General features: G+C 53.1%; 19 protein-coding genes and 1 pseudogene. 10 read left to right on the forward strand and 10 right to left on the reverse strand.

All coding sequences use genetic code 11. The annotated features are described in order from the left end of the window. Positions 1-237: 237 nt before the first annotated feature. Positions 238-957, forward strand: a pseudogene (locus ACRZ91_RS21485) (IS110 family RNA-guided transposase); the annotation flags it as partial. Here the strand turns inward: ACRZ91_RS21485 and ACRZ91_RS21490 are convergent. Then, the gene (locus ACRZ91_RS21490; RefSeq protein WP_480908496.1) at positions 945-1,409 is read right to left on the reverse strand and encodes an efflux RND transporter periplasmic adaptor subunit; all 465 of its coding nucleotides are present in this window, start codon (positions 1,407-1,409) and stop codon (positions 945-947) included. The pseudogene ACRZ91_RS21485 and the gene ACRZ91_RS21490 overlap by 13 nt on opposite strands. Positions 1,410-1,527: 118 nt before the next feature. Here ACRZ91_RS21490 and ACRZ91_RS21495 point away from each other — a divergent pair, with 118 nt between their 5' ends. Together ACRZ91_RS21495 and ACRZ91_RS21500 are read left to right on the forward strand one after the other, a co-directional pair. Then, positions 1,528-3,096, forward strand: a complete 1,569-nt coding sequence (locus tag ACRZ91_RS21495; RefSeq protein WP_480908498.1) for a tannase/feruloyl esterase family alpha/beta hydrolase — start codon at positions 1,528-1,530, stop codon at positions 3,094-3,096. Between the two features lie 151 nt (positions 3,097-3,247). Next, the gene (locus ACRZ91_RS21500) at positions 3,248-4,480 is read left to right on the forward strand and encodes a flavin-containing monooxygenase (protein ID WP_480908500.1); all 1,233 of its coding nucleotides are present in this window, start codon (positions 3,248-3,250) and stop codon (positions 4,478-4,480) included. Positions 4,481-4,535: 55 nt separating this feature from the next. Here the strand turns inward: ACRZ91_RS21500 and ACRZ91_RS21505 are convergent, their stop codons facing one another. After that, on the reverse strand, positions 4,536-5,432 hold the full coding sequence (locus ACRZ91_RS21505; RefSeq protein WP_480908502.1) for a LysR family transcriptional regulator: 897 nt from the start codon (positions 5,430-5,432) through the stop codon (positions 4,536-4,538). A gap of 159 nt (positions 5,433-5,591) precedes the next feature. Between ACRZ91_RS21505 and ACRZ91_RS21510 the strand changes: the two genes are divergently transcribed. Both ACRZ91_RS21510 and ACRZ91_RS21515 read left to right on the forward strand, forming a co-directional pair. Beyond that, complete coding sequence (locus ACRZ91_RS21510; protein ID WP_480908504.1) at positions 5,592-6,002, forward strand: GFA family protein; 411 nt, start codon at positions 5,592-5,594, stop codon at positions 6,000-6,002. A gap of 31 nt (positions 6,003-6,033) precedes the next feature. Beyond that, entirely contained in the window at positions 6,034-6,228 is a 195-nt protein-coding gene (locus tag ACRZ91_RS21515; protein WP_480908506.1) for a DUF1059 domain-containing protein, read from the forward strand. 244 nt (positions 6,229-6,472) lie between these two features. Here ACRZ91_RS21515 and ACRZ91_RS21520 read toward each other — a convergent pair whose 3' ends face one another. The 5 genes from ACRZ91_RS21520 to ACRZ91_RS21540 all read right to left on the reverse strand — a co-directional run bounded on the left by ACRZ91_RS21520 (position 6,473) and on the right by ACRZ91_RS21540 (position 12,567). Continuing rightward, entirely contained in the window at positions 6,473-8,188 is a 1,716-nt protein-coding gene (locus ACRZ91_RS21520; RefSeq protein ID WP_480908508.1) for an adenylate/guanylate cyclase domain-containing protein, read from the reverse strand. 520 nt (positions 8,189-8,708) lie between these two features. Then, positions 8,709-9,089, reverse strand: coding sequence for a hypothetical protein (locus tag ACRZ91_RS21525; protein WP_170337130.1), 381 nt, complete (start codon positions 9,087-9,089; stop codon positions 8,709-8,711). A gap of 114 nt (positions 9,090-9,203) precedes the next feature. Next, a complete protein-coding gene (locus tag ACRZ91_RS21530; protein ID WP_480908510.1) occupies positions 9,204-10,382 on the reverse strand; it encodes a carbohydrate porin in 1,179 nt (392 codons plus the stop codon). Further along, positions 10,379-11,143, reverse strand: coding sequence for a DUF3299 domain-containing protein (locus ACRZ91_RS21535; protein WP_170337125.1), 765 nt, complete (start codon positions 11,141-11,143; stop codon positions 10,379-10,381). The genes ACRZ91_RS21530 and ACRZ91_RS21535 overlap by 4 nt, the downstream gene beginning before the upstream one ends. Before the next feature lie 26 nt (positions 11,144-11,169). Next, a complete protein-coding gene (locus ACRZ91_RS21540; RefSeq protein ID WP_170337131.1) occupies positions 11,170-12,567 on the reverse strand; it encodes an amidohydrolase family protein in 1,398 nt (465 codons plus the stop codon). A 132-nt stretch (positions 12,568-12,699) separates the two neighbouring features. On the opposite strand from ACRZ91_RS21540, the gene ACRZ91_RS21545 reads away from it, so the two are divergent. Beyond that, a complete protein-coding gene (locus tag ACRZ91_RS21545; protein ID WP_480908512.1) occupies positions 12,700-13,707 on the forward strand; it encodes a helix-turn-helix domain-containing protein in 1,008 nt (335 codons plus the stop codon). A 525-nt stretch (positions 13,708-14,232) separates the two neighbouring features. Here the strand turns inward: ACRZ91_RS21545 and ACRZ91_RS21550 are convergent. Both ACRZ91_RS21550 and ACRZ91_RS21555 read right to left on the reverse strand, forming a co-directional pair. Then, positions 14,233-14,553 carry a hypothetical protein gene (locus ACRZ91_RS21550; RefSeq protein ID WP_170817139.1) on the reverse strand — a complete coding sequence of 107 codons (321 nt, stop codon included), beginning with the start codon at positions 14,551-14,553 and terminating at the stop codon, positions 14,233-14,235. A 5-nt stretch (positions 14,554-14,558) separates the two neighbouring features. Next, positions 14,559-15,032: a DUF6714 family protein gene (locus ACRZ91_RS21555; RefSeq protein WP_170517511.1), complete on the reverse strand. Its 474-nt coding sequence runs from the start codon at positions 15,030-15,032 to the stop codon at positions 14,559-14,561. 71 nt (positions 15,033-15,103) lie between these two features. Between ACRZ91_RS21555 and ACRZ91_RS21560 the strand changes: the two genes are divergently transcribed. Further along, complete coding sequence (locus tag ACRZ91_RS21560) at positions 15,104-15,571, forward strand: hypothetical protein (protein WP_170517514.1); 468 nt, start codon at positions 15,104-15,106, stop codon at positions 15,569-15,571. A 232-nt stretch (positions 15,572-15,803) separates the two neighbouring features. Here ACRZ91_RS21560 and ACRZ91_RS21565 read toward each other — a convergent pair whose 3' ends face one another. Further along, complete coding sequence (locus ACRZ91_RS21565) at positions 15,804-16,226, reverse strand: nuclear transport factor 2 family protein (RefSeq protein WP_170517517.1); 423 nt, start codon at positions 16,224-16,226, stop codon at positions 15,804-15,806. Positions 16,227-16,572: 346 nt separating this feature from the next. Between ACRZ91_RS21565 and ACRZ91_RS21570 the strand changes: the two genes are divergently transcribed. From ACRZ91_RS21570 to ACRZ91_RS21580, 3 genes are all read left to right on the forward strand, one after another. Then, entirely contained in the window at positions 16,573-17,271 is a 699-nt protein-coding gene (locus ACRZ91_RS21570; protein WP_480761839.1) for a hypothetical protein, read from the forward strand. A 188-nt stretch (positions 17,272-17,459) separates the two neighbouring features. Next, a complete protein-coding gene (locus ACRZ91_RS21575; RefSeq protein ID WP_480908515.1) occupies positions 17,460-18,272 on the forward strand; it encodes a DEAD/DEAH box helicase family protein in 813 nt (270 codons plus the stop codon). 165 nt (positions 18,273-18,437) lie between these two features. Then, on the forward strand, positions 18,438-18,842 hold the full coding sequence (locus ACRZ91_RS21580; RefSeq protein WP_480908517.1) for a lipocalin-like domain-containing protein: 405 nt from the start codon (positions 18,438-18,440) through the stop codon (positions 18,840-18,842). The last annotated feature ends 183 nt before the right edge of the window (positions 18,843-19,025 follow it).

The following is a 19,025-nucleotide window of genomic DNA, read 5'->3' on the forward strand; positions in this document are numbered from 1 at the left end:
CAGTGCCATCGCAAGACAGCTCAATGAGCGGCCTCGCAAAACCTTGCAATATCAAACACCAGCTGAGAAGTTCACAGAATGTGTTGCGGCGATCAGTTGAATTCACCGCTCGAAGCAGGCGTTCGCTGCAACTTGCTTGAACGTCTACTTTGCAGATGGGGTGGATGGCTCCTGCTCCATCGGCGTCGCGATGCGCCATAGTTCAGGTATCGTCATCTGCGAGAGAGGGGCCACCCCATTCAAGTTACCACGATCGGTCTGGATCTGGCCAAGAACGTCTTTCAGGCTCACGATGTCACCGACGAAGGAGAAGACGCTTTCAACCGAAGCCTGCGACGGGCCCAGGTGCTGAAGTTTTTTATTAATGTGCCGCCGTGTCTTGTGGGCATCGAAGCCTGTGGCGCGAGCCACTACTGAGCGCGGGAGATTGCAAAGCTGGGACACGAGGTGCGCCTGATCCCGCCGGCCTACGTTAAGCCCTATGTGAAGCGTGGCAAGTCGGATGCAATTGATGCCGCGGCGATCTGTGAGGCGGTGACACCGCCGTCTATGCGGTTCGTGGCTGCGAAATCACCGGAGCAACAGGCAATCTTGGCCCTGCACCGTGTGCGGGACCTAATTGTCCGTCAGCGGACGCAGATCGTGAACATGCTCCGTGGTGTTCTGGCTGAGTTTGGGATTGTTGTTCGGCAAGGCGCCGGCCATGCCATTGCCTTTGCCAAGCGGTGTTTGGAAAGAACAGAAGACGATCTTCCCGACCTCGCGAGAGATGTTGTGAGTAACCTCAGCCACCCGCTCGTGGCTCTGCACCGCCGAGTGCTCTGGTACGGTCGCCAGTTGAACCGGGCCGCATCCCTTGATGCACGCTTCACCCGCCTGAGAACGATCCCCGGCGCCGGACCGATCACCGCCTCCGCCATTGTCGTTTCGATCGGAGACGGGCATCAGTTCTCCAACCTGGCCAACTCAAGCTTTCGCAGATCCAGCCCAATCCGCGCCTCCTCAACGGCGACCTTTGCAAGCGCGAGCCGCGCAGACGCATCCTCTAGCTGCACTTGCGTCGCGGTTCCCCTGTCTTCGAGCTTGCTGACACGCTCGACATTTGCCTCGGCTTGGGCCAACTCAATCTGCCGCCTGTCCAAGAGAGCCTCGGCGGCATTCACCTGATGTTCATACACCACACTGCTCAACGAGAAGAGCAATTGGCCAGCCTCGACGCGGTCTCCCTTTGTGAAATGGATATCGGTCAGAAAGCCATTCACCGAATTGGCGACCTGAGATCGCCTACTGGCTTCAATGCGCCCCTCAAATCGCAGGTCGGCCAACTTGTCACCAAGCTTGTCCACGCTTTGAGCGAGAACCGACGCGGGAAAAATCACAAATAAGGCTAGCAAAATACGGGCGTTCAAAATTCTAAGTCTCCTGACAAAGGTGGGTATCCGTTAACCAGTCTATGACCTAACATAAATCGGAAGTTAGCCAAAAGCTTTGGGGCAAAACTCTTTATTCCGTTGAGGGGGAAGCGTAATGAACACAAAGGTTACTAAAGCATACCAACTTGTGGCTTGCGCTGTATTGGGCGCGTCGGCAATTGGATGCCCGTCCCATGCCCGGCCAATATGTGCGAACCAGACCCTGCCTGAGCTCCCCGATGTTTCAATTGCTTCGGTCGCAGAAGTGCCCGTCCCTGCGCCACATTGCAAAGTTTCCGGTGTGATTGGTGGCAAGATCAATTTCGAACTCCTGCTACCGGAAAATTGGAACGGCAAATTTGTCATGGGCGGTGGAGGCGGATTCGTCGGTTCCGTGATGAATACCTCCCTTATCGATGGCTCACTTCAATTGGGTTACGCCACTGTCGGCACTGACACAGGACATCAGGGGCATCCAGCCGACGCCAGTTGGGCCCTCAACGACCTCGAGGCGCTGGTCAATTTCGGACATCTGGCAGTTCATCGAACAGCAGTCACAGCCAAGGCCCTGACCAAGGCATTTTATGAAAAACCAATTGCTCGCAGCTACTTTACCGGGTGCTCCCGGGGCGGTGGACAGGCAATAATGTCCGCTATGCGTTACCCAGAAGATTTTGACGCGGTTGCGGCTGGCGCCTATGCGGTTGACTGGACGGGAATTGCCGTGCAGGCAACTCAGATCAACCAGGCGATGTACCCAGACCCAAACAATATCGAAGAGGCTGTCATTGGGCCAGAAGCTCAGGCGCTGGTCGAGAGTTCATATCTGGCGGTCTGCGATGGGCTGGATGGGCTCGAGGATGGCATCCTCAATGACCCCCGGAAGTGCGGGTTTGACGTGGCCAGCCTGCAATGCGAAGGCGACAATTCCGAAGACTGTCTGAGCGCCAGAGAAGTTGCTGCGTTCAAGGCGGTCTATGACGGCCCCAAGAACTCCGATGGCGACAGCTTGTATTACGGTTTCCCATTTGGCGGCGAAACAGCCGAGGGAGGTTGGAGCCGCTGGTTGACAGGTGGCATGAAGTATCAGGACGACGATGGGAGCTTCCAGGAGGGCGTCGGATCAGGTGGATTTGATGAACCTGTGTCGCCGAGCGCTTTTTTCAGCTTTGGCAACGGCATTATGCAGAATTTCGTCTATCACGATCCCAATTGGACCTATGAGAACTTCGATTTCGGCACCTATGCACAGGATTCTGCCGCGGCTGCAGAGACTCTGAATGCGACAAACCCGGATTTGTCCGCCTACCGCGCTCGTGGTGGCAAGATGCTGCTGTATTCCGGCTGGTCCGACAACGCGCAATCGGGCCTTGCAATGATCGGGTATTACGAAGACGTTCTGGCTCATGATCCAAGTGCAGCCGACGATATTCGCTTGTTCATGATGCCCGGCGTAGAGCACTGCTTTGGCGGTCCCGGGCCCTCCTGGGTCAATTTTCTAGTTGAGATCGACAAGTGGGCGGAAACCGGAGAAGCGCCTGATCACATTACGGCCCTTTGGCTGGATGACAGCGCTCAGCCAGCCGGTGGCCGACCCGTTTGCGCCTATCCAAGTGTTGCCCAATATGACGGTCGTGGCGACCCCCGGGACCCTGCGAGTTTCAACTGTGACGCAGGCAACTGAGGTGATACAGGTAAACACCGAAAGTCAGCTTAGTCCGCATAGTGGTTATTCGTGATATTTCGGCCGACGTCCGCATCGAGCCCTGAGCGGACATTGATACGTTGAAGCAACTAGCTGTCGCCGATAGAGTTTCATAGAGAGGTTTGCTGCTATGTACACCCTGATTGACACTGTGGTTGTGGGCGGAGGTCAAGCTGGTCTTTCCGTTAGCTGGCACTTAAAGCAGGCTGGTCATGATCATGTTGTTTTGGACCGCGGGCAGATTGGCGATACATGGCGTAACCGTTGGGACTCGTTCTGCCTGGTCTCTCCTAACAAACTCTGCCGACTTCCAGGTTTCCATTACGATGGGGATGATCCCGATGGTTTCATGCTCCGCGATGAGATCGTCAAGTACATCGAAGACTATGCGAGCAGTTTTGGTCCGCCCTATCGAGGGGGCGTCGAGGTGGCTAGAATCGAGGCAAGTGCAGGACCGGGTCGGTTCAAACTAACCACATCAGATGGCGAAATCAGAGCGCAGAACTTGATCGTCACCGTTGGCACGCATCAACACCCGAATATACCAAGTTGGCACTACGATCTGCCCGAAAGAGTTACTGGCATACATACGTGTGACTATCGCAATTCAGCGAGCCTACCGGATGGTGCGGTGTTCATTATTGGAAGTGGTCAGTCAGGGTGTCAGGTCGCCGAGGACCTGCACTTATCCGGGCGCGACGTACATCTCGCAGTGGGCAGTGCTGGCCGCATCCCACGTCGCTATAGGGGGCGCGACATTTTTGAATGGGACTTGGCGACTGGGTACATGAACATGGCGGTAAAAGACCATCCCAAAGGGACAGCTATCCGGTTCAAAGCCCATCCACATCTCTCTGGGCGAGAGGGTGGTCGTATTATTGATCTGCGCCAGATGGCGCTCGACGGGGTCAAGCTACACAGCAAGATTAAGGGTGTTCAAGACGGGTGTCTGATTTTGGCGGGCGGACTTGAAGAGACGCTCAAGACAGTGGACGATGTGTGTCGCGCGGAAATGGAGAGCATCGACACGTTCGTTGCAGAGAATGGGCTCGATGATCCCAAGGAAATTGTTGTCCCGATCAACTGGCAGCCCAAACCTGAACCGCCGTTCTTCGACTTGGCTGCAGCAAATGTTTCAACCGTCATATACGCAACTGGGTTTCACCGCGATTTTGGATGGATCGACTTGCCAGTCTTCGATGAGACTGGCTATCCGCTATATGAGCGAGGTACTACGGAAATAGCAGGCCTGTACTTCTGCGGACTGCATTGGATGCATACACAAGGGTCTGGCCTGTTTTATGGCGTGGGCGAGGACGCGGAGTACGTAGTTGATCACTTGATTTCAACTTCGGACAAATAAGCTACGAGACAGCCTAGAGCCTAGCTTGGATCTAAGGTTTCCAACTGTAACTAGATCAGTTTACGGACGTGTGTGCCGATACGACTTGTGATTGTGCTTTAAGCCACTTGACGAACATCTTAGCCTCGGGACGCTGAAATTCTGCTTGAGTCTGGATGTAATAGACGCCGAAGAGTGGCTCAGAGAACAACTCAATCATCCGACCAGATGACAGATCGTCCTCGAAAAAAGCTCTGGCAGAATACGTGATACCGTCACCCCGGCGAACCGCAGTCATGATCAGGTTCCCAGGCATGTGATTTATGGTCAATGGCTCGGGAGGTACGACCCCATGATAGGTGAACCAGTCGGCCGCCTCGTTGGTGCCCAGTTCCTGTAACCAGGGCAGCTTCGTTAAAGAGGCCGGGTCACGCAGATCTTGGCCTTCCACCAGTGAAGGTGCTCCGATCACGACCATGTCGGAAACAAGGACAGTATCCTCTTCTTTTCTTGGCATGCGTTTATCGTGATACCGAATGGCGACATCGATACCACCCGGCTTTATCTGAACCAGTTCAGAAGTTGGGTTCAGCATCAAAGTGATCTCTGGATGTTGTTGTTGAAACTCTGCCATTCTCGGCAATAGCCACTCCACTGCGAATGCTGGTGACATGGTCACTTGAACGGGACGGTGCGCTGCATGTTCCGCCAGTCGTTCGACGCCCCTTCCGATAATTTCAAAGCCGATACCCAGTTCACGTGAAAGCATGATGCCTGGCTCGGTCAGCTCAATGCTGCGCCCACGTTTAGCAACGAGAGCTACACCCAAATGCCTTTCCAACGATTTCACCTGCTGGCTGACAGCCGCTTGGGTCACGTTCAAGCGTTCAGCCGCCACGGTGTAACTCCCTGCTTCCGCAACTGCTGAGAAAGCGCGCAAAGCGTTCATCGGGGGAAGGTGCAACCAATCCATACTGTAGATTTTCTAACGTTAGGTTAGACTATTTGAGTCGCATGATATCGGCATTCTTGACATTATTCGCAGTGAAATCTGCGCTGCTACTATAAAAAATTGGTGCGGATGCTTTAGTACCGATGTCAACCTAGCCGCATGCCAGGAGATCTTGATACGATGGAAAAACTTCAAGGTGGATGTTACTGTGGTGCTGTTCGATACCAGATCGCGACACCACCTGTCTGGTCGGGACATTGCCATTGTCGTTCATGCCAAATGGCCATTGGTGGCGCCTTTGCAACTTGGGCTAAGGTAGCCGCCGAAGACTTCGCCGTAATAAAAGGCGAAATCCAACACATGGAGAAAACTCCGGGTATTCGCCGCGGGTTTTGTCGGGACTGCGGAACGACGTTGACCTATGCCGCCCTAAATGAAGTTGAGGGCCAAGACTGGAGCGCTGACGCTTGGTTTTCTGCTGTAACGTTGGACGACCCATCGATTGCGCAACCTAAGGCCCACGTTTTCGTTTCACATCAGCAGCCATGGATAAAACTCGACGACGGGCTGCCGACGTATCTTGAGTTCTAACCAACTTTCCGAGCGCACGGAGGAGAAAGCGATGTACACTGCATACTCGTATGCCTGCAAGGATTGCGAAGGCATGGAGGCCTGCCCAGGTAAAGTAGTTGCTGCGACCAAGGACGAAGTCTGGAAGCTCATGGAACTGCACGCGGTGGTCGCCCATGGAGAGGACCCCAGCTCGTGGGATGCCGACACTCGAGAATATCTGGAAACACTGATAAAGCCCGCGTGATCAAATAAATTAAGCTTCAAGTTCCTACGGATAATCGGCCCAAATTATCAACTTGGTTGTTTAACCGCGAAGGGCAGCTTTAGTCTGCTACTGGGAAATTGCTGGGCCCATTTGTGAGTATCCGGGTTTGGGCTGCGGCCTACCGCCAAGGCGCCTAGAAGCGCACGGCCATCACGAACCCAAATCGGAAACGTGTGAGATTGGTTTGCATCACAAACCATCCTGCTACAGCGAAACCCTGCTCCTATTCAGGCAAACCGGCTAGTCGCAATGACGCACAGTCTTTCTCCAGCCTTTTTCTGTCAGAGAAAAGTTGAGTATTCGCCCAGTCCGATATGGAAAACTGAGGGCGGTATTTCATCACATTCCGTGCTTCATCGCGAGCGGCCTCAAGGTTCTCCGTCTCTACATGGACGATTACGAGGTCGAGGTGACCAAAGCCTTCAACCCTTTGACCATATTCGGTGAATGCTTTCTTGGCTTCCTCGTATTGACCGTCGAGTCGAAGGGCTAAACCCAGAACGCCTGCATACCAACCTGGATAGTGAGGGTTCAGGGTAATGGCTTGTTGTGCGACTTGGATCGCTTCATTTGCCTGGCCATTGAAAGCTAGGGTGATTGACAGTCTGGCAGCTACGTCAGCGTGGTTTGGATTCAGCGCTAGTGCCTCGTTGAACTTCTCGATAGCCGAAACCAGCTTGCCATCGATTGCATCCGCAAAACCCGCAATAGCGTGAGCCTCTGGGTTGTAGCTGTCTATTTCCAGAGCCCGTTGAGCGCAGTCACGAGCCTCCGCTAGCGCGGCACGCCGGTCAGCAACAAATCCATGTCGTGCTTCGACAGTGCAAATGAATCCCAAAGTGCAATACGGAGCCGAGTAACCCGGGTCGAGTGCAATTGCCTGTTGTGCAAATCGGCGAGCGTCGGCCTGAGCTTCCCTGGTAATTCTGCGCGAAGCCTCAACGGCCTTTAGTTGAGCAGTCCACGCGCCTAGGTTATTTGTGCCGGATCCTCTGAAACGAGCCATTTCTCCCGCCAACAGTTCGACTTGAAGCTCGGTTGCAATCCTAAGTGCGATTTCATCCTGAACTTCGAATACATCTTCAATGAGGCGATCATAGCGGTCTGCCCAAATATGCATGCCGGACTTTGCATCGATTAGCTGTGCTGTGATCCTCACCCGGTTACCGCTTTGACGGACACTTCCCTCAAGAACAAGATCGACACCCTGCTCCAGACCGACCTGTTTCACGTCAACGGAGCGACCTTTGTAGACGAATGTAGAGTTACGCGCGACGACTAGTAAATTCGGGAGTTTTGATAAAGTGGTGATGATCTCTTCGGTAATTCCATCTGCAAATAACTCCTGATCGGGGTCAGAAGAAAGATTATCGAAAGGTAAGACGCCGATTAGCAGAGACTTTGTATGGCTAGCCGGAGTTACTCGCGGTGGGGCAGAACCTGGCGGCGACCATTGGAAAACTTCTATTGGTGACGGCGCATTCTTAAACTGTCGCTCTCCAGCGCGATAAAATTGCTCAGCGAGGCGCTCGTCAAGGCTGCGATGGACGACATCTGAAATTAACACAGCCCCTTCGTTGGAAGCCTCTTGTAGACGTGCAGATAGATTGATGCCATCGCCGAAAATGTCATCTTCGTCGAATACGACATCTCCAAGATGCACACCCACTCGTAGTTTCAATGAGGACTGAGTCGACACCTGGCTTTGAAGATCAAGGGCGCATCGTACTGCATCAGATACCGAGTTAAACTCGACTATCCATCCATCACCCATCCTCTTAACGACATTACCTCGATGATCGCTAACCAAAGGATCAAATAACTCTCGACGTAGAACACGAAGTTCGCTGAGAGTCCTATTTTCATCTGCCTTAATCTGGCCTGAGTAGTTTACTACATCGGCCGAGAGTACTGCGGAAAGTCTGCGGTCTCCATTCATGTCTATTGGTAACGCAAATTACGCTGCTTGGAAAAGACAACATGATTTCCTGAACGTCGCGCATGTCCTAGTGAATGGTTTGGTGCAAAACTGAAAAGCTTGACTGTGAATGCCTGCTTCGGGCTGGACCTGCCAAACATGCAAGCTGCGGAGAATGGCCGCTTCGAGCCCAAACCAACCGATGTTGCTGAAAGCACCAATGTCAGCGATGCGCAGAAAGCAGACTTTGCAAAGTCCGGTTGACCACATTGTCCACCAAAGGCGACAGTTCTGCTTCGCGACTGGGCTATACATAGCCCTCAAAGCGTATTGTTTGCGGGACTTCAGTTGCACCGTTTTCCTGAGCGAGTAGGGCGCGTGCTGACGAAAAGGTAGCAAGCGCAAAAAGAACAAGAAGGGCCTTTATCATCGTAGCGCCTCGGATCCGGGTTTTGAACTTGGGCCGGGGTTCACAAATGATCGCCCCGGCCAGCGTCAGGGCAAACGAGGTAGTTCTTGCCCTGAAACATCGTACTTTCGCCTAATTTAGAAGATCACCGACGATGCCGACGGCATCGACCACGGTAGACAGGTCATTCGTAACTTCGAGGACTTCGTCATCGACCAGAATGTAGCGGTTTCCTTTGCCCGGCTCCCCAAGCTTCCATTTGGAAAGGTCCCCAATATCCTCGAACTCCAGGTCAGATGGGAGCTTGGCACCGCGCGTGTAGCGCTTGATCTGTCCAGGTGGTACAGCTTTTGGGCCTTTGCCGGGTTTGTCTTCTATCTGAATGCTGACATCACCGTTCTTGCCCCCCTTGTTCGGCTTTTTACCCTTGTTGTCTTTAGCATGGGCATCGCTGCCTCCAAGGATGAAAAACACAACTGCTAAGGCTGCAAGAATTCCGTATGCAATCTTCATAGATTGTTCCTTTGCTTCCCAACTTCATTCGACCGGCGTTGAAAATTCCGGCACGCGCTTGATCTCTCTTAGTTGCCCTTTGGCACACCCCTTAGCGACTGCCTTCACCCCGCATTAGAAAACGATCCGGGTTCTTAGACCGAACAGGGTAATCCGGTCCTGATCGGGATTTAGAAGCGGGTCGGAAATGAATTGTACCGATGGCGTGATCTGCAGTCCGGGTGAGATTGAAAAGCGGTAGAAAGCTTCAAGCGTGAACTGATCGCCATCTATGCCTCTTGCTTCGGCCCAGTTTAGGCCCAGACCGGCCAAATCGGTGTTGCGACCATAGTAACCGAGACCGGCAGAAATCGACCGTTCATAAAGCGCTGCGGTTCCCTTCGAGGCCCCTGCACGGAAGAACGGCATCCATTTATTGTCAACAAACCATGCGGCGGAAAACGCTGCGCCGTAATCTTCTGCTCGACTGCCATCGTCAGCCGCATCCGCATGCCAGAGGGTCAGATGGATATTGTCGAAGTAGATGCGATCAAAGCCGGACGTGTACCCAAGTTCGAGCGACTTGAAGAGATTGCCGTCGCTAAACACATCAAAGTTTGGATCGGACGGGTCGGCGTTTGCGTCTGATACGCTGGCAACGGCGTAGAGGTTCTCGCTCAGCTTTACCCCACCGGCAATACCAAGGCCTTGGTTGGGCGTGTTGATTGTCGGGTTGGTATTGAAAGACAGGTTTTGAAAACCACTGTAGGGGCTTACCAACCCGTAGATATCCACAAAGTCCGTTACATCAATCTGGCCGACTTGCAGCGTCCACGACCCATTCTCAGCCCTTTGGGTCCAGAACAAATTGGTCAGAAGCAAACCGTTGTCATTGAAGGCTGTTCCCGTGATTGAAAGGGCTCCGCCATCCAGCCCGAGAAATTGCGGAGCAACGTCAGTATAACTGTGCCTGTCTTCGATCTTGAATGTCAGAGACCCCCGTTCAGTTGCCTGCCAACTGCCGTAGAACCGCGCAATTCCGCTGGCTGCTTCGCCGGTTCCCAGATCAGCATCCGTGGTTTGGCCCAATGCCAGGTAGTCAATGTTGAACCGAAAACCACCCTCAGCCAGTCGGTCTTTCCACTGAAACCAACCCGGTGCGATGTTGCGTGGAAAATCGGAACGATATTGCGGATCGGTGAGCCCGTCTCCGGGCGCAAGATCGGCTTCGACTGAAGATGGCCCGGATAGTCCCTGAGCCGACGCTGCGCCAGCAAAAGCAATGCTCAATGCGGCAACCAGAAGTCTTATCATTTTGACGCCTGTGCCCCACCGGTCTTGCGATTTCCTGCCGCGCGGATGCGATCAGCAGCACGCTGCTTCCATTCCAACCTGTCTGCCTCGGTTTCCAGAGTTTCGACACGTTCCGCCTCTAGCTGGAAAGTCGCATTCATAGGCATGAGGCCATCCACAACCATCATATTATGAACGGAAGGATCGATAGTCAGCGTGCCTGTCAGCCGAACGGGTTCGTGGAAATAGCTAGGCGCCCAGTCCCCGTTCAACCGCACACGGATCATCTGGTTAGGCGGAGGTGGAGGCATGTGGCTGCACATCCCTCTTTCTGGCACCAAATACGCCACAGGCCGGCCGTCCGGATCGCTTGGAGCAGGAATGGCAAAGCCCGCGAGTGTGATTGTTCTGCCGTCGAATTGCGGGTTTCCGCTCGTTCCAGCCTTTCTTCGACGTTCAGTCACAACCTCGCGCTGATCGAGTAACCAGTCGACGTCAATTCCGTCTGACACCAAGGCGTCTTCGGTCTCTGCTAAAAGCAATTGCCATTTCTGCCGTTCTTCGGCGCTGCCAACCTCCTGCTGCAACCTGCCGCGTATACGCACAACGAAAAGAACATCGTCGAACTGTTCGGGGCTGAGTTCACGATAGGGGTCATCAAAGACCTGCGCAGACGGATCTGGCAGATCTGCCCAGTCCAACGCGGTTCCAGGCGTCGCCGCAGCATCATAACCGCACAAAACCAACCCTGCGAATACTGCGGAGCAAAACCAATTTCGCATGAATGCTCTCCGGCTGCTTTATCTGGTCAATCCAGTGTGTTTTTGTAGATCACACCGTCCTTCATGATCAGGCGGATTGTTTCCGGGCTGTCCGGCCTCGGGTCCGCACCGAACCACTGATCGCCTGTTCCAACGACAGAGAAGTCTTCGAGGGGGTTGCCGTCTATCAGCAGGATGTCGGCATAGGCGCCTTCTTCGATCACACCCAGTTTGCCTTCCGGATAGGGGTTCATGAAATCACCGCTAAGTGCCGCGATCTCGCCACCTACCGAAGTTAGGGTTACCATCGACGCATAGGGGCCGAAGAAATGGTTATTCAGATGTTTCTCGTAGGCGATCTGGATGTTGCACGCTTCGACCGAGCCGACGCAATCGGTTTGGAAACCGCGCGGCGCCGGGCATTCCTTCATACTTGGAATGTAGGCTTCGAAGGTCGCCGAGGCCGATTTGGCCTTCCTCAAACTGTTGGGGTTGTTTTTCACGGAAGGAACATCAAGTAGGCCTGGATCAAATGCTGTGATGTTCGTCGTGATGTACGCTCCTTTTTCTTTCATCAAAGCAGAAATCTCGCAGTCAAAGTGAAATCCGTGTTCAATGGTTCTGACCCCTGCATTCAGGGCATTGATGATCGCTTCTTTGCGGTAGGAATGTGCCATGACATAGGTGCCGTACTCGTTGGCAACCTGAACAGCGGCCTCGATCTCTTCTTTCGAACCGGCGAGCAACTGCCATGGATCGAATGCCGAAATCACCCCACCTGATTGCATGAACTTCAATTGCGTGGCACCCATGCGCAGGTTGTTGCGGCCATACATGTAAATTTCGTCAACACCGTTGACCTGTTGGGCCATATTCAGAGTCCCAAAGTTGGTCACCCCACCCGGCGGAGATGTGAAGGATGCGAAATCGGCGTGACCACCACGTGTTCCGAGAAATGCCCCGGAAGGATAAAAGCGGGGGCCGACGATCTGGCCGGCGTCAATTGCGCGCCGCAGCCCGCCGCCAGCGCCCCCGGCATCGCGAACGGTCGTGAAGCCCTGCATCAGGTACATTTCGGCCATCCGGGTCCCGTGGATGGCGAAATCCTCCCAGGTCGAGTTGGTTTCCATCTCGGCAATCGATGGCCCCATGAGCATCAGGTGCGCGTGATTCTCTATAAAGCCCGGTGTCAGAGTGCGCCCACCGCCGTCGATAACCGTCGCGCTCGGCGCATCAATGGCATCGGTTGAGACGGACTTGATCAGATTGCCCTCGACCAGAACACTGGCATTTTCAATGCGTTGCTCATTCACACCGTCGAAGACATGCACGTTGGTAAACAGCGTTTGGGGTTCTTCTTGATCCTGAGCCTGCGCGGTCGCCGAAAAAGAAAGAACTGCCGCGACAATTGCCGTCGAGCAAAGAGACATTCGTAAGCCGGACATAAGTACTCCCTTCATATTCATGTTTTGCCAACTATAGTCTGGAATTCATTGGCTCGGTTGCCCCTTTTGAATTAGGATGTACGAATGTGACTGCAAAATTGGCCACTTCTTAAAGCTAATCCAACAAGGGTTATGAGCTTGCCTTTCAACTCCACCTCCCGAGAGCATAGCGAGGGCTTTGTCCGCCTCTCTTTAGCCGCTCCCTTTCTGCAATATCTCACCGAACGTAAGATCAATCCGCAACCAGCATTGGATCAGGTCGGCTTGAAAGCTGAACTGATGACTAACCCATCCGTGTTCGTTCACTCCGAGTTGGTTTACGGATTGGTAAATGCTTTCTCAGAAGTATCAGGGGATCGATACCTAGGACTGAATGTAGGGGAAGCGTTTGACCTACAAGGATGGCCGCCCTTCGCTCAAGCCTTGCAATCTACAAAAACGCTGTTCGAGTTTTTTACCCGCTTTGTTGAGCTCGTGCCGCAGGAGTCCAATTCTGTGCGGCACAGCCTTGTCATTGAAGCAGACAAAGCGACTTATCGTATCGAGAGGCAACAGGAACCAACCCTCCCACCCATTCAGGTGACCGGTTTTGGTGCCGCAATCTATGTACGCCTATTGCAGACCGTCGTCGGAGAGTCCTGGGACTCTTCCCGTGTGCGATGGGAAAGCAGATACATCAATGGGCTGCCTATCGACTACAAAGGGATCGAGGTTGGCCTTGGGACTGATCCCGGAATGCAAATTAGTTTTCCTGTGGAATGGTTGTTTTTGCACCACGTCTCTGAGGGTTCTGCCAAGCCCATAGCATCACTTCGACAAGATGAAGAAGTAACCGTGGTGGCAGCTTTGCGATCTGTCTTACGCGACAAACTGGATGAAACCGATTTGGGACCAGAGATGGTGGCTGGAATGCTGGGAATACAACCGGAACGGTTTCTGAAAGCGCTTCAAAAACAAGGCACAACGCTACCGCGCGAAATCAAACGGCTGCGTATCGATGTCGCCAAGGAGCACCTCAAACAAAACCAGATGACAATTGCAGAGATCGGACTGATGCTCGGCTATTCTGACAAGTCCCATTTCACTCGCTTTTTCCGAGGTCAGACCGGAATGACACCGACCAAGTTCCGAAGCAAGTAAATGTGGTCGAGCCAAATGAACGCTTCGAAGATTAGGTCCTCGTGGGATCAGTTCGGAGAAGTTGTAGTGCGACGTTGAACGGGTTAGTCGACGACATGAATGGTTGGTTGCCACCGCCGATACAACCTCTGCAACTGGCCGTTTCGTTGTGTATTTCGGAGTTAGCAAAGCTTGGTTGCGAAGGTCCGCTTCGGGCTGGGACCAGCCAATCATGCTTGCTGCGGAGAACGGCAACACTGAGCCCAATTTGCCCGTTTTGATTGTTGTAAACATCCGGAGGTTATGCCGACCCTTCCGTCATCCATGTGCTCCACTCGGGTGATCGGTTTAGGGCTTTTCCGTCTGCACCCGCAGAATGTGCAATGCTGTAGGCTACAATACTTCCTTCTCAATGGAGTGGGGTACTATGGTGTTCGACTGGTTCGAAAACAGGGAAAATTGACAAACCAACAAAATCGCAACGGTCGTATTCGTTCAGTCTAAATTGGCCTATGGGTTCTTAAGTCACACCGTGCTGGGCAAATCTTACCAATCCTTAAAGAAAATCGCCCAAACAACAGCAATGATGACTCCGGCGCCGGCTGCGAACACCAATGCTATGGCGCTGAAGAACAAACGCGACTGGCTGGAGCGGCGGATAATCGAAAAGTGAATTCTAATCTGGCCTCTAAGCAAACCATCTGCTGCCATCGATAAAGCAAAAAGGCCAAGAGACAGCGCACTGGATCCCCCCCATAGCCGTTGCCATTGCTCATCCTCAGTCAATGCCAACGGCAAACCGGTTACGACAAAAAGCGCTGCGAAGACCCACATCAAATACGTAGATATCATCAAACCGGTAACCACATGCCTTATTCTATCCAGTAGTTAATCAATGCGGCTTGTGCAAATTCACCAAGATTAGGGTGGTCGCTGAAATGGTACAGAAACCTCAACACGACCTCCTTCTGTGCAGGCGTCAATTGGTTGAACTTGGACTTCCGGAACTCGTGCAGCAGTTCTTTCGATGTGCCGGGGTCGAGTGCCCGAAGAATGCTTTCACTGGCATATTCCGGGCTGTCTGAATTTCGCAGAGTCCATATCAGATACGCGGGCAAGTAGTACTGAAAGGCTTTGGGGCTGAAAGCCGTGGGGGCAGCGTAACTGTATACGATCATTTTACCGGTCATCTCATGCCATTTGACCCCGCCGTAGAATTCAAGAATATCCACGTCATCCATACATTCGGGGTGAAGCAGTTCATCATCAGCAGGTGGATCAAGGCCGTCAAATGCAGCAATGATTTGAGTTGCAAGAGCTTCCGTTGTTGTCGTTACCTTTGGCATGGTGACATATTAAACTGGCTGAAACCCCGAAATCGAGCGTGTCAGCAACAATTCGGATTCGAGTGATTGCAATGGATAACGGACAGAGGCTCTTTCAGGACGTCAGTCATGAATTCCACGACAATTCCATTTATGCCCTAAAATTGGTTTCGCCTGACCCAGACAACAATGACTGGGTGAGCGAACTAATACTCGATATCGACCACATTGAGGAGTGGATCAGGCAGGACAACGAGCAATTCAGTTTTTCCGTTTCCCAGGTCAATCTGTGTTTCGAGGGCGTTTCCGATCTGTTCGTTTCCTTTTCGTTTCCGAAATCGACCGTTACACCGCTGCCAATCGACCGGATTACCCGGTCCAGAGAACCAGTTCGGATCCACGGAATAGATTATTCCGAATTTGCCTGGACCATCGGGCTGAATGACCGCCGCGGCGGTCGCATTTGCTTCCACGCTACTGGGTATCGCTTTGAAAGCGTCGGAAAACCCGTCACCTGCGAGGAACAATATATACCCAAACACTTGCGCCTACCGCAGTAGGTGCAGAAGACTGTGTGACCACCTCGGCAACGAATGCCATAGGAACCCACCTGCCATCTCACTTCAATCGCAATTGGGTACGCATTTGGTAGGAGGTACTGCACCTGTCACAGTTGGCTGCGAGTGTATTCAGCATAGTTAGACCAAATACGTAAACGAGTTTTCGTTTGCTGAGGATCAGCTTTGCCGCGCCTTTCAGATGCTACAATGCCCGCTTTGCGTGGCGATATCACTATGAGAAAGTACCGCCGCCCTGTCTGGCATGGTCGTCGCGGTCGAACCAAACCAAAGACAACTGTATCAAGCCATTGTCGTCGAGGGTCCACTCCTCCCAGCCCAACAGGCGAACAGGAGAATTTTCACGCCTTCCGGGACCGACGAGCATACCGGTAAAGAGAGCGTGGTTCCCTGATAAACGAAAATCATGCAGCAACACGGAAGAACCAGGGAAATCGCGGAAGAACGGGGCTGCGTAATCCGAAGCAATTGCTTCCCGACCTTGTATCGCCGCGCCGGAATTGAGCCGAGCCGCCCCGTCTTCTGCGAAATGTGCTGCTACCTGAGCCGGATCGTTGGAACTCCACGCAGCAGCATACGAAGAAGCTTTCTCCAGCGCATCAGCAAACAACATTTTGGTTGCTCCTTTCTCGAACATGGCCACTCTTTGGCTTTGAGGGTGAGACCATGGACGTATCTTAGACGCGTATGTGCAATAAGTCATAGGTATCCGCGTTTTAGGCGTTCATTCCCAGCGCAGCGAAAGAGTGCTCCTCAAACCGGGCGCTGGCAAACCCAGCGGCGAAAATGTCGGACGAACCAAATTTTCTTGTTGCTGCGGAGGTAACAAAAGTCCGCCACAAAGTTTGTGCCAGCCGATATTCAGTAATCACGTGTTTGGCAGGCTTCGCTGCTGTATTCTACAAATCGTGAGCGCTATTTCATGGACCCAATCGGAGCATACGACTAGCATCAGTGATTACTCAGCACGAAGGGAGACAAACATGTCGAAGTTCACCAAAAGAACAACTGTTCATGGGGTTGCTGCACTCGTAATCTGCGGTTTCGCAACGGCCGCACAGGCGCAATCGGCAGGTGAGGAGATGTCGTTCTTCATCACTAGTGTAGGCAAGGGGGATGGTGCCAATCTAGGAGGCCTCGAAGGTGCCGATGCTCATTGCAATGCACTTGCTTCCGCGGCCGGTTCTTCGAAAACTTTTGCGGCCTATCTGAGCACCTCAATGTCCATTGATCGCAGCACTGACCCGATGACAATCACCAATGGCATTTCTGCACGCGACCGGATCGGGTCGGGTCCTTGGTATAATGCCAATGGAGAGCTTATCGCCAACAATGTTGAAGACCTGCACAGTGACGGTGTGAATATCAATCTACAGACCGCGCTTGACGAAAACGGCAACCCTGTCAATGGGCGTGGCAGTCAGCCGAACAAACATGACATTCTTACCGGCTCCGATTCCGCTGGATATTTCTCGACGGCAGGTGGTGACACGACATGCAGCAACTGGACTTCGAATAGTGAAGACGGATCTGCGATTGTCGGACACCATGACCGTGTAGGTCTCAACGATGCTCGAAACATGTTGTCCTGGAACTCATCGCACGGCTCGCGCGGTTGCGGGGAGGAACATCTGCCACGTTCTGGCGGGGCGGGCCTGTTTTATTGCTTCGCAACTGACTGATCAGGCGGCATTGGAGCGCGTGTGAGCAATATTGCACCTGGTATTGCTAAGTTAGTTTTTAGGGTCACGTTCTGGAAACGGTTTTTGGGCAGCAAAGCCCGATTGCCGTTTAGACCTGTGGCCGACACCGAATTAGGAGATTCGCAATTTCTATCGACAGTTTCGCGGACTCTGAGATTGGAAAACACTTGACCGACGCTGCACGTCGTTGTCGCATGGTTTTCTTCACCGGACTACCAGCATCTGGAAAGTCGTTCCTGTTGCGTCAGCAGATATCCATTGCGATCTCCTTGGGACGTCGTGTGCATATCATGCGTTGGGACACGGGGCTCGCGGCGTTTCAGACCGAAGACATACTCGCGAGTTATCCAGATGTTTCAGATGGAACTCATCCGTTGGTACGAAGGGCCGCTGGATTGTGGGGGCGGAGAGCCCTGGCGCGATGGCTGGTAGAGAATACCGACCCCACAGACATGATTGTCGGTGAAGTCCCTATCATCGGAAACAGGTTTTCCGAGTTCATCCAGGTGCAGCCGGATCAGGTTGAACCAACCTTAGCATCCGAGGAAACCACATTCATCTATCCTGTTCCCACAAAAAGCTTGCGTGCCGATCTCGAAGCCATCCGAAGGTCAACGTTTGCGTACCCAAAACATCCTGATGAGGCCAGAGATGCGCCTCCACCGACAATGGAACTGGCCTGGCGCCTAACATGCGCCAAGGCTGTTGAATTGGGCTTAGTCTCTAAGGTTGACACCCATTCTCCGTATGAGGAGGCGATCTATGTCCGATTTTTTGAGCACCTGCTGCAACACCGAAACGCCGTCAGAATTGCGGTCGATACGATTTATTCAGATGCCGGGTCAGCCCATGACCTGAATGCGAACATCTTGGAACTCAGTGCAAGCCCAAACGAAGTGCAACGTGCTGTCGCAGAGGTAGAGGCTGCTTTCACAGTCCAGGAAGTCGTCCGAGACGTCGAAAACTGGTATCAGGTGTAGTCCCGGGCAAAAGTCAGCTCCATTGGTATACCCGAAACCGATAAGGTTGGTTGCGAAGGTCCAAATTGGGCTGCGAGCGGCCAATGATGCTGGCCGCAGGTAGCGGCAGTTCTAAGTTCAACCAGCCGTTGCAGGGCAGCCATTTGCTGGGTTAGCCTTGTCAGTATGAGCGCGAACGTTTCGATCATCGGGGCATGGGTATTGAAGAGTTTCGTCGCGGAGTTTGACGACGGCTCCACTCTCCAACCCTATGGCGACAACCCGCAAGGCCGCATCGTCTACGCGGGCGATGGGTTCATGTCGGCTCACTTATGGAACCCCGACACCCATGTTGAGGGAACCAACTCACGTGACTACCCCAGTTACTTCTCGTACTGCGGTGATTGGTCAATTGAAGGCGAAGTCGTTCGGCACCGAGTTCATGCTTCGACCGAAGCATCTTGGGCTGGGCAGGACAAATTGCGAACCATGGCGTCAATTGGCGAGCTCTTGGAATTGACGGCGGAAGAGGTCGTCTTCGGGGGAAAGGAAGGAAGGGGTATTTTGGTTTGGGAACGCCTTAAGAATTAGCCGACAGCGGCAATCGGCCAACGATCACTTCGTTCGCAACTAGGGAGTTGAAAAGTCTAGTTTCGAGTGTCGGCTTTGGGCGGTGAATTCAACTGATCGCCGCAACACATTCTGTGAACTTCTCAGCTGGTGTTTGATATTGCAAGGTTTTGCGAGGCCGCTCATTGAGCTGTCTTGCGATGG

The sequence above is a fragment of the Ruegeria sp. O11 genome (assembly GCF_056535285.1).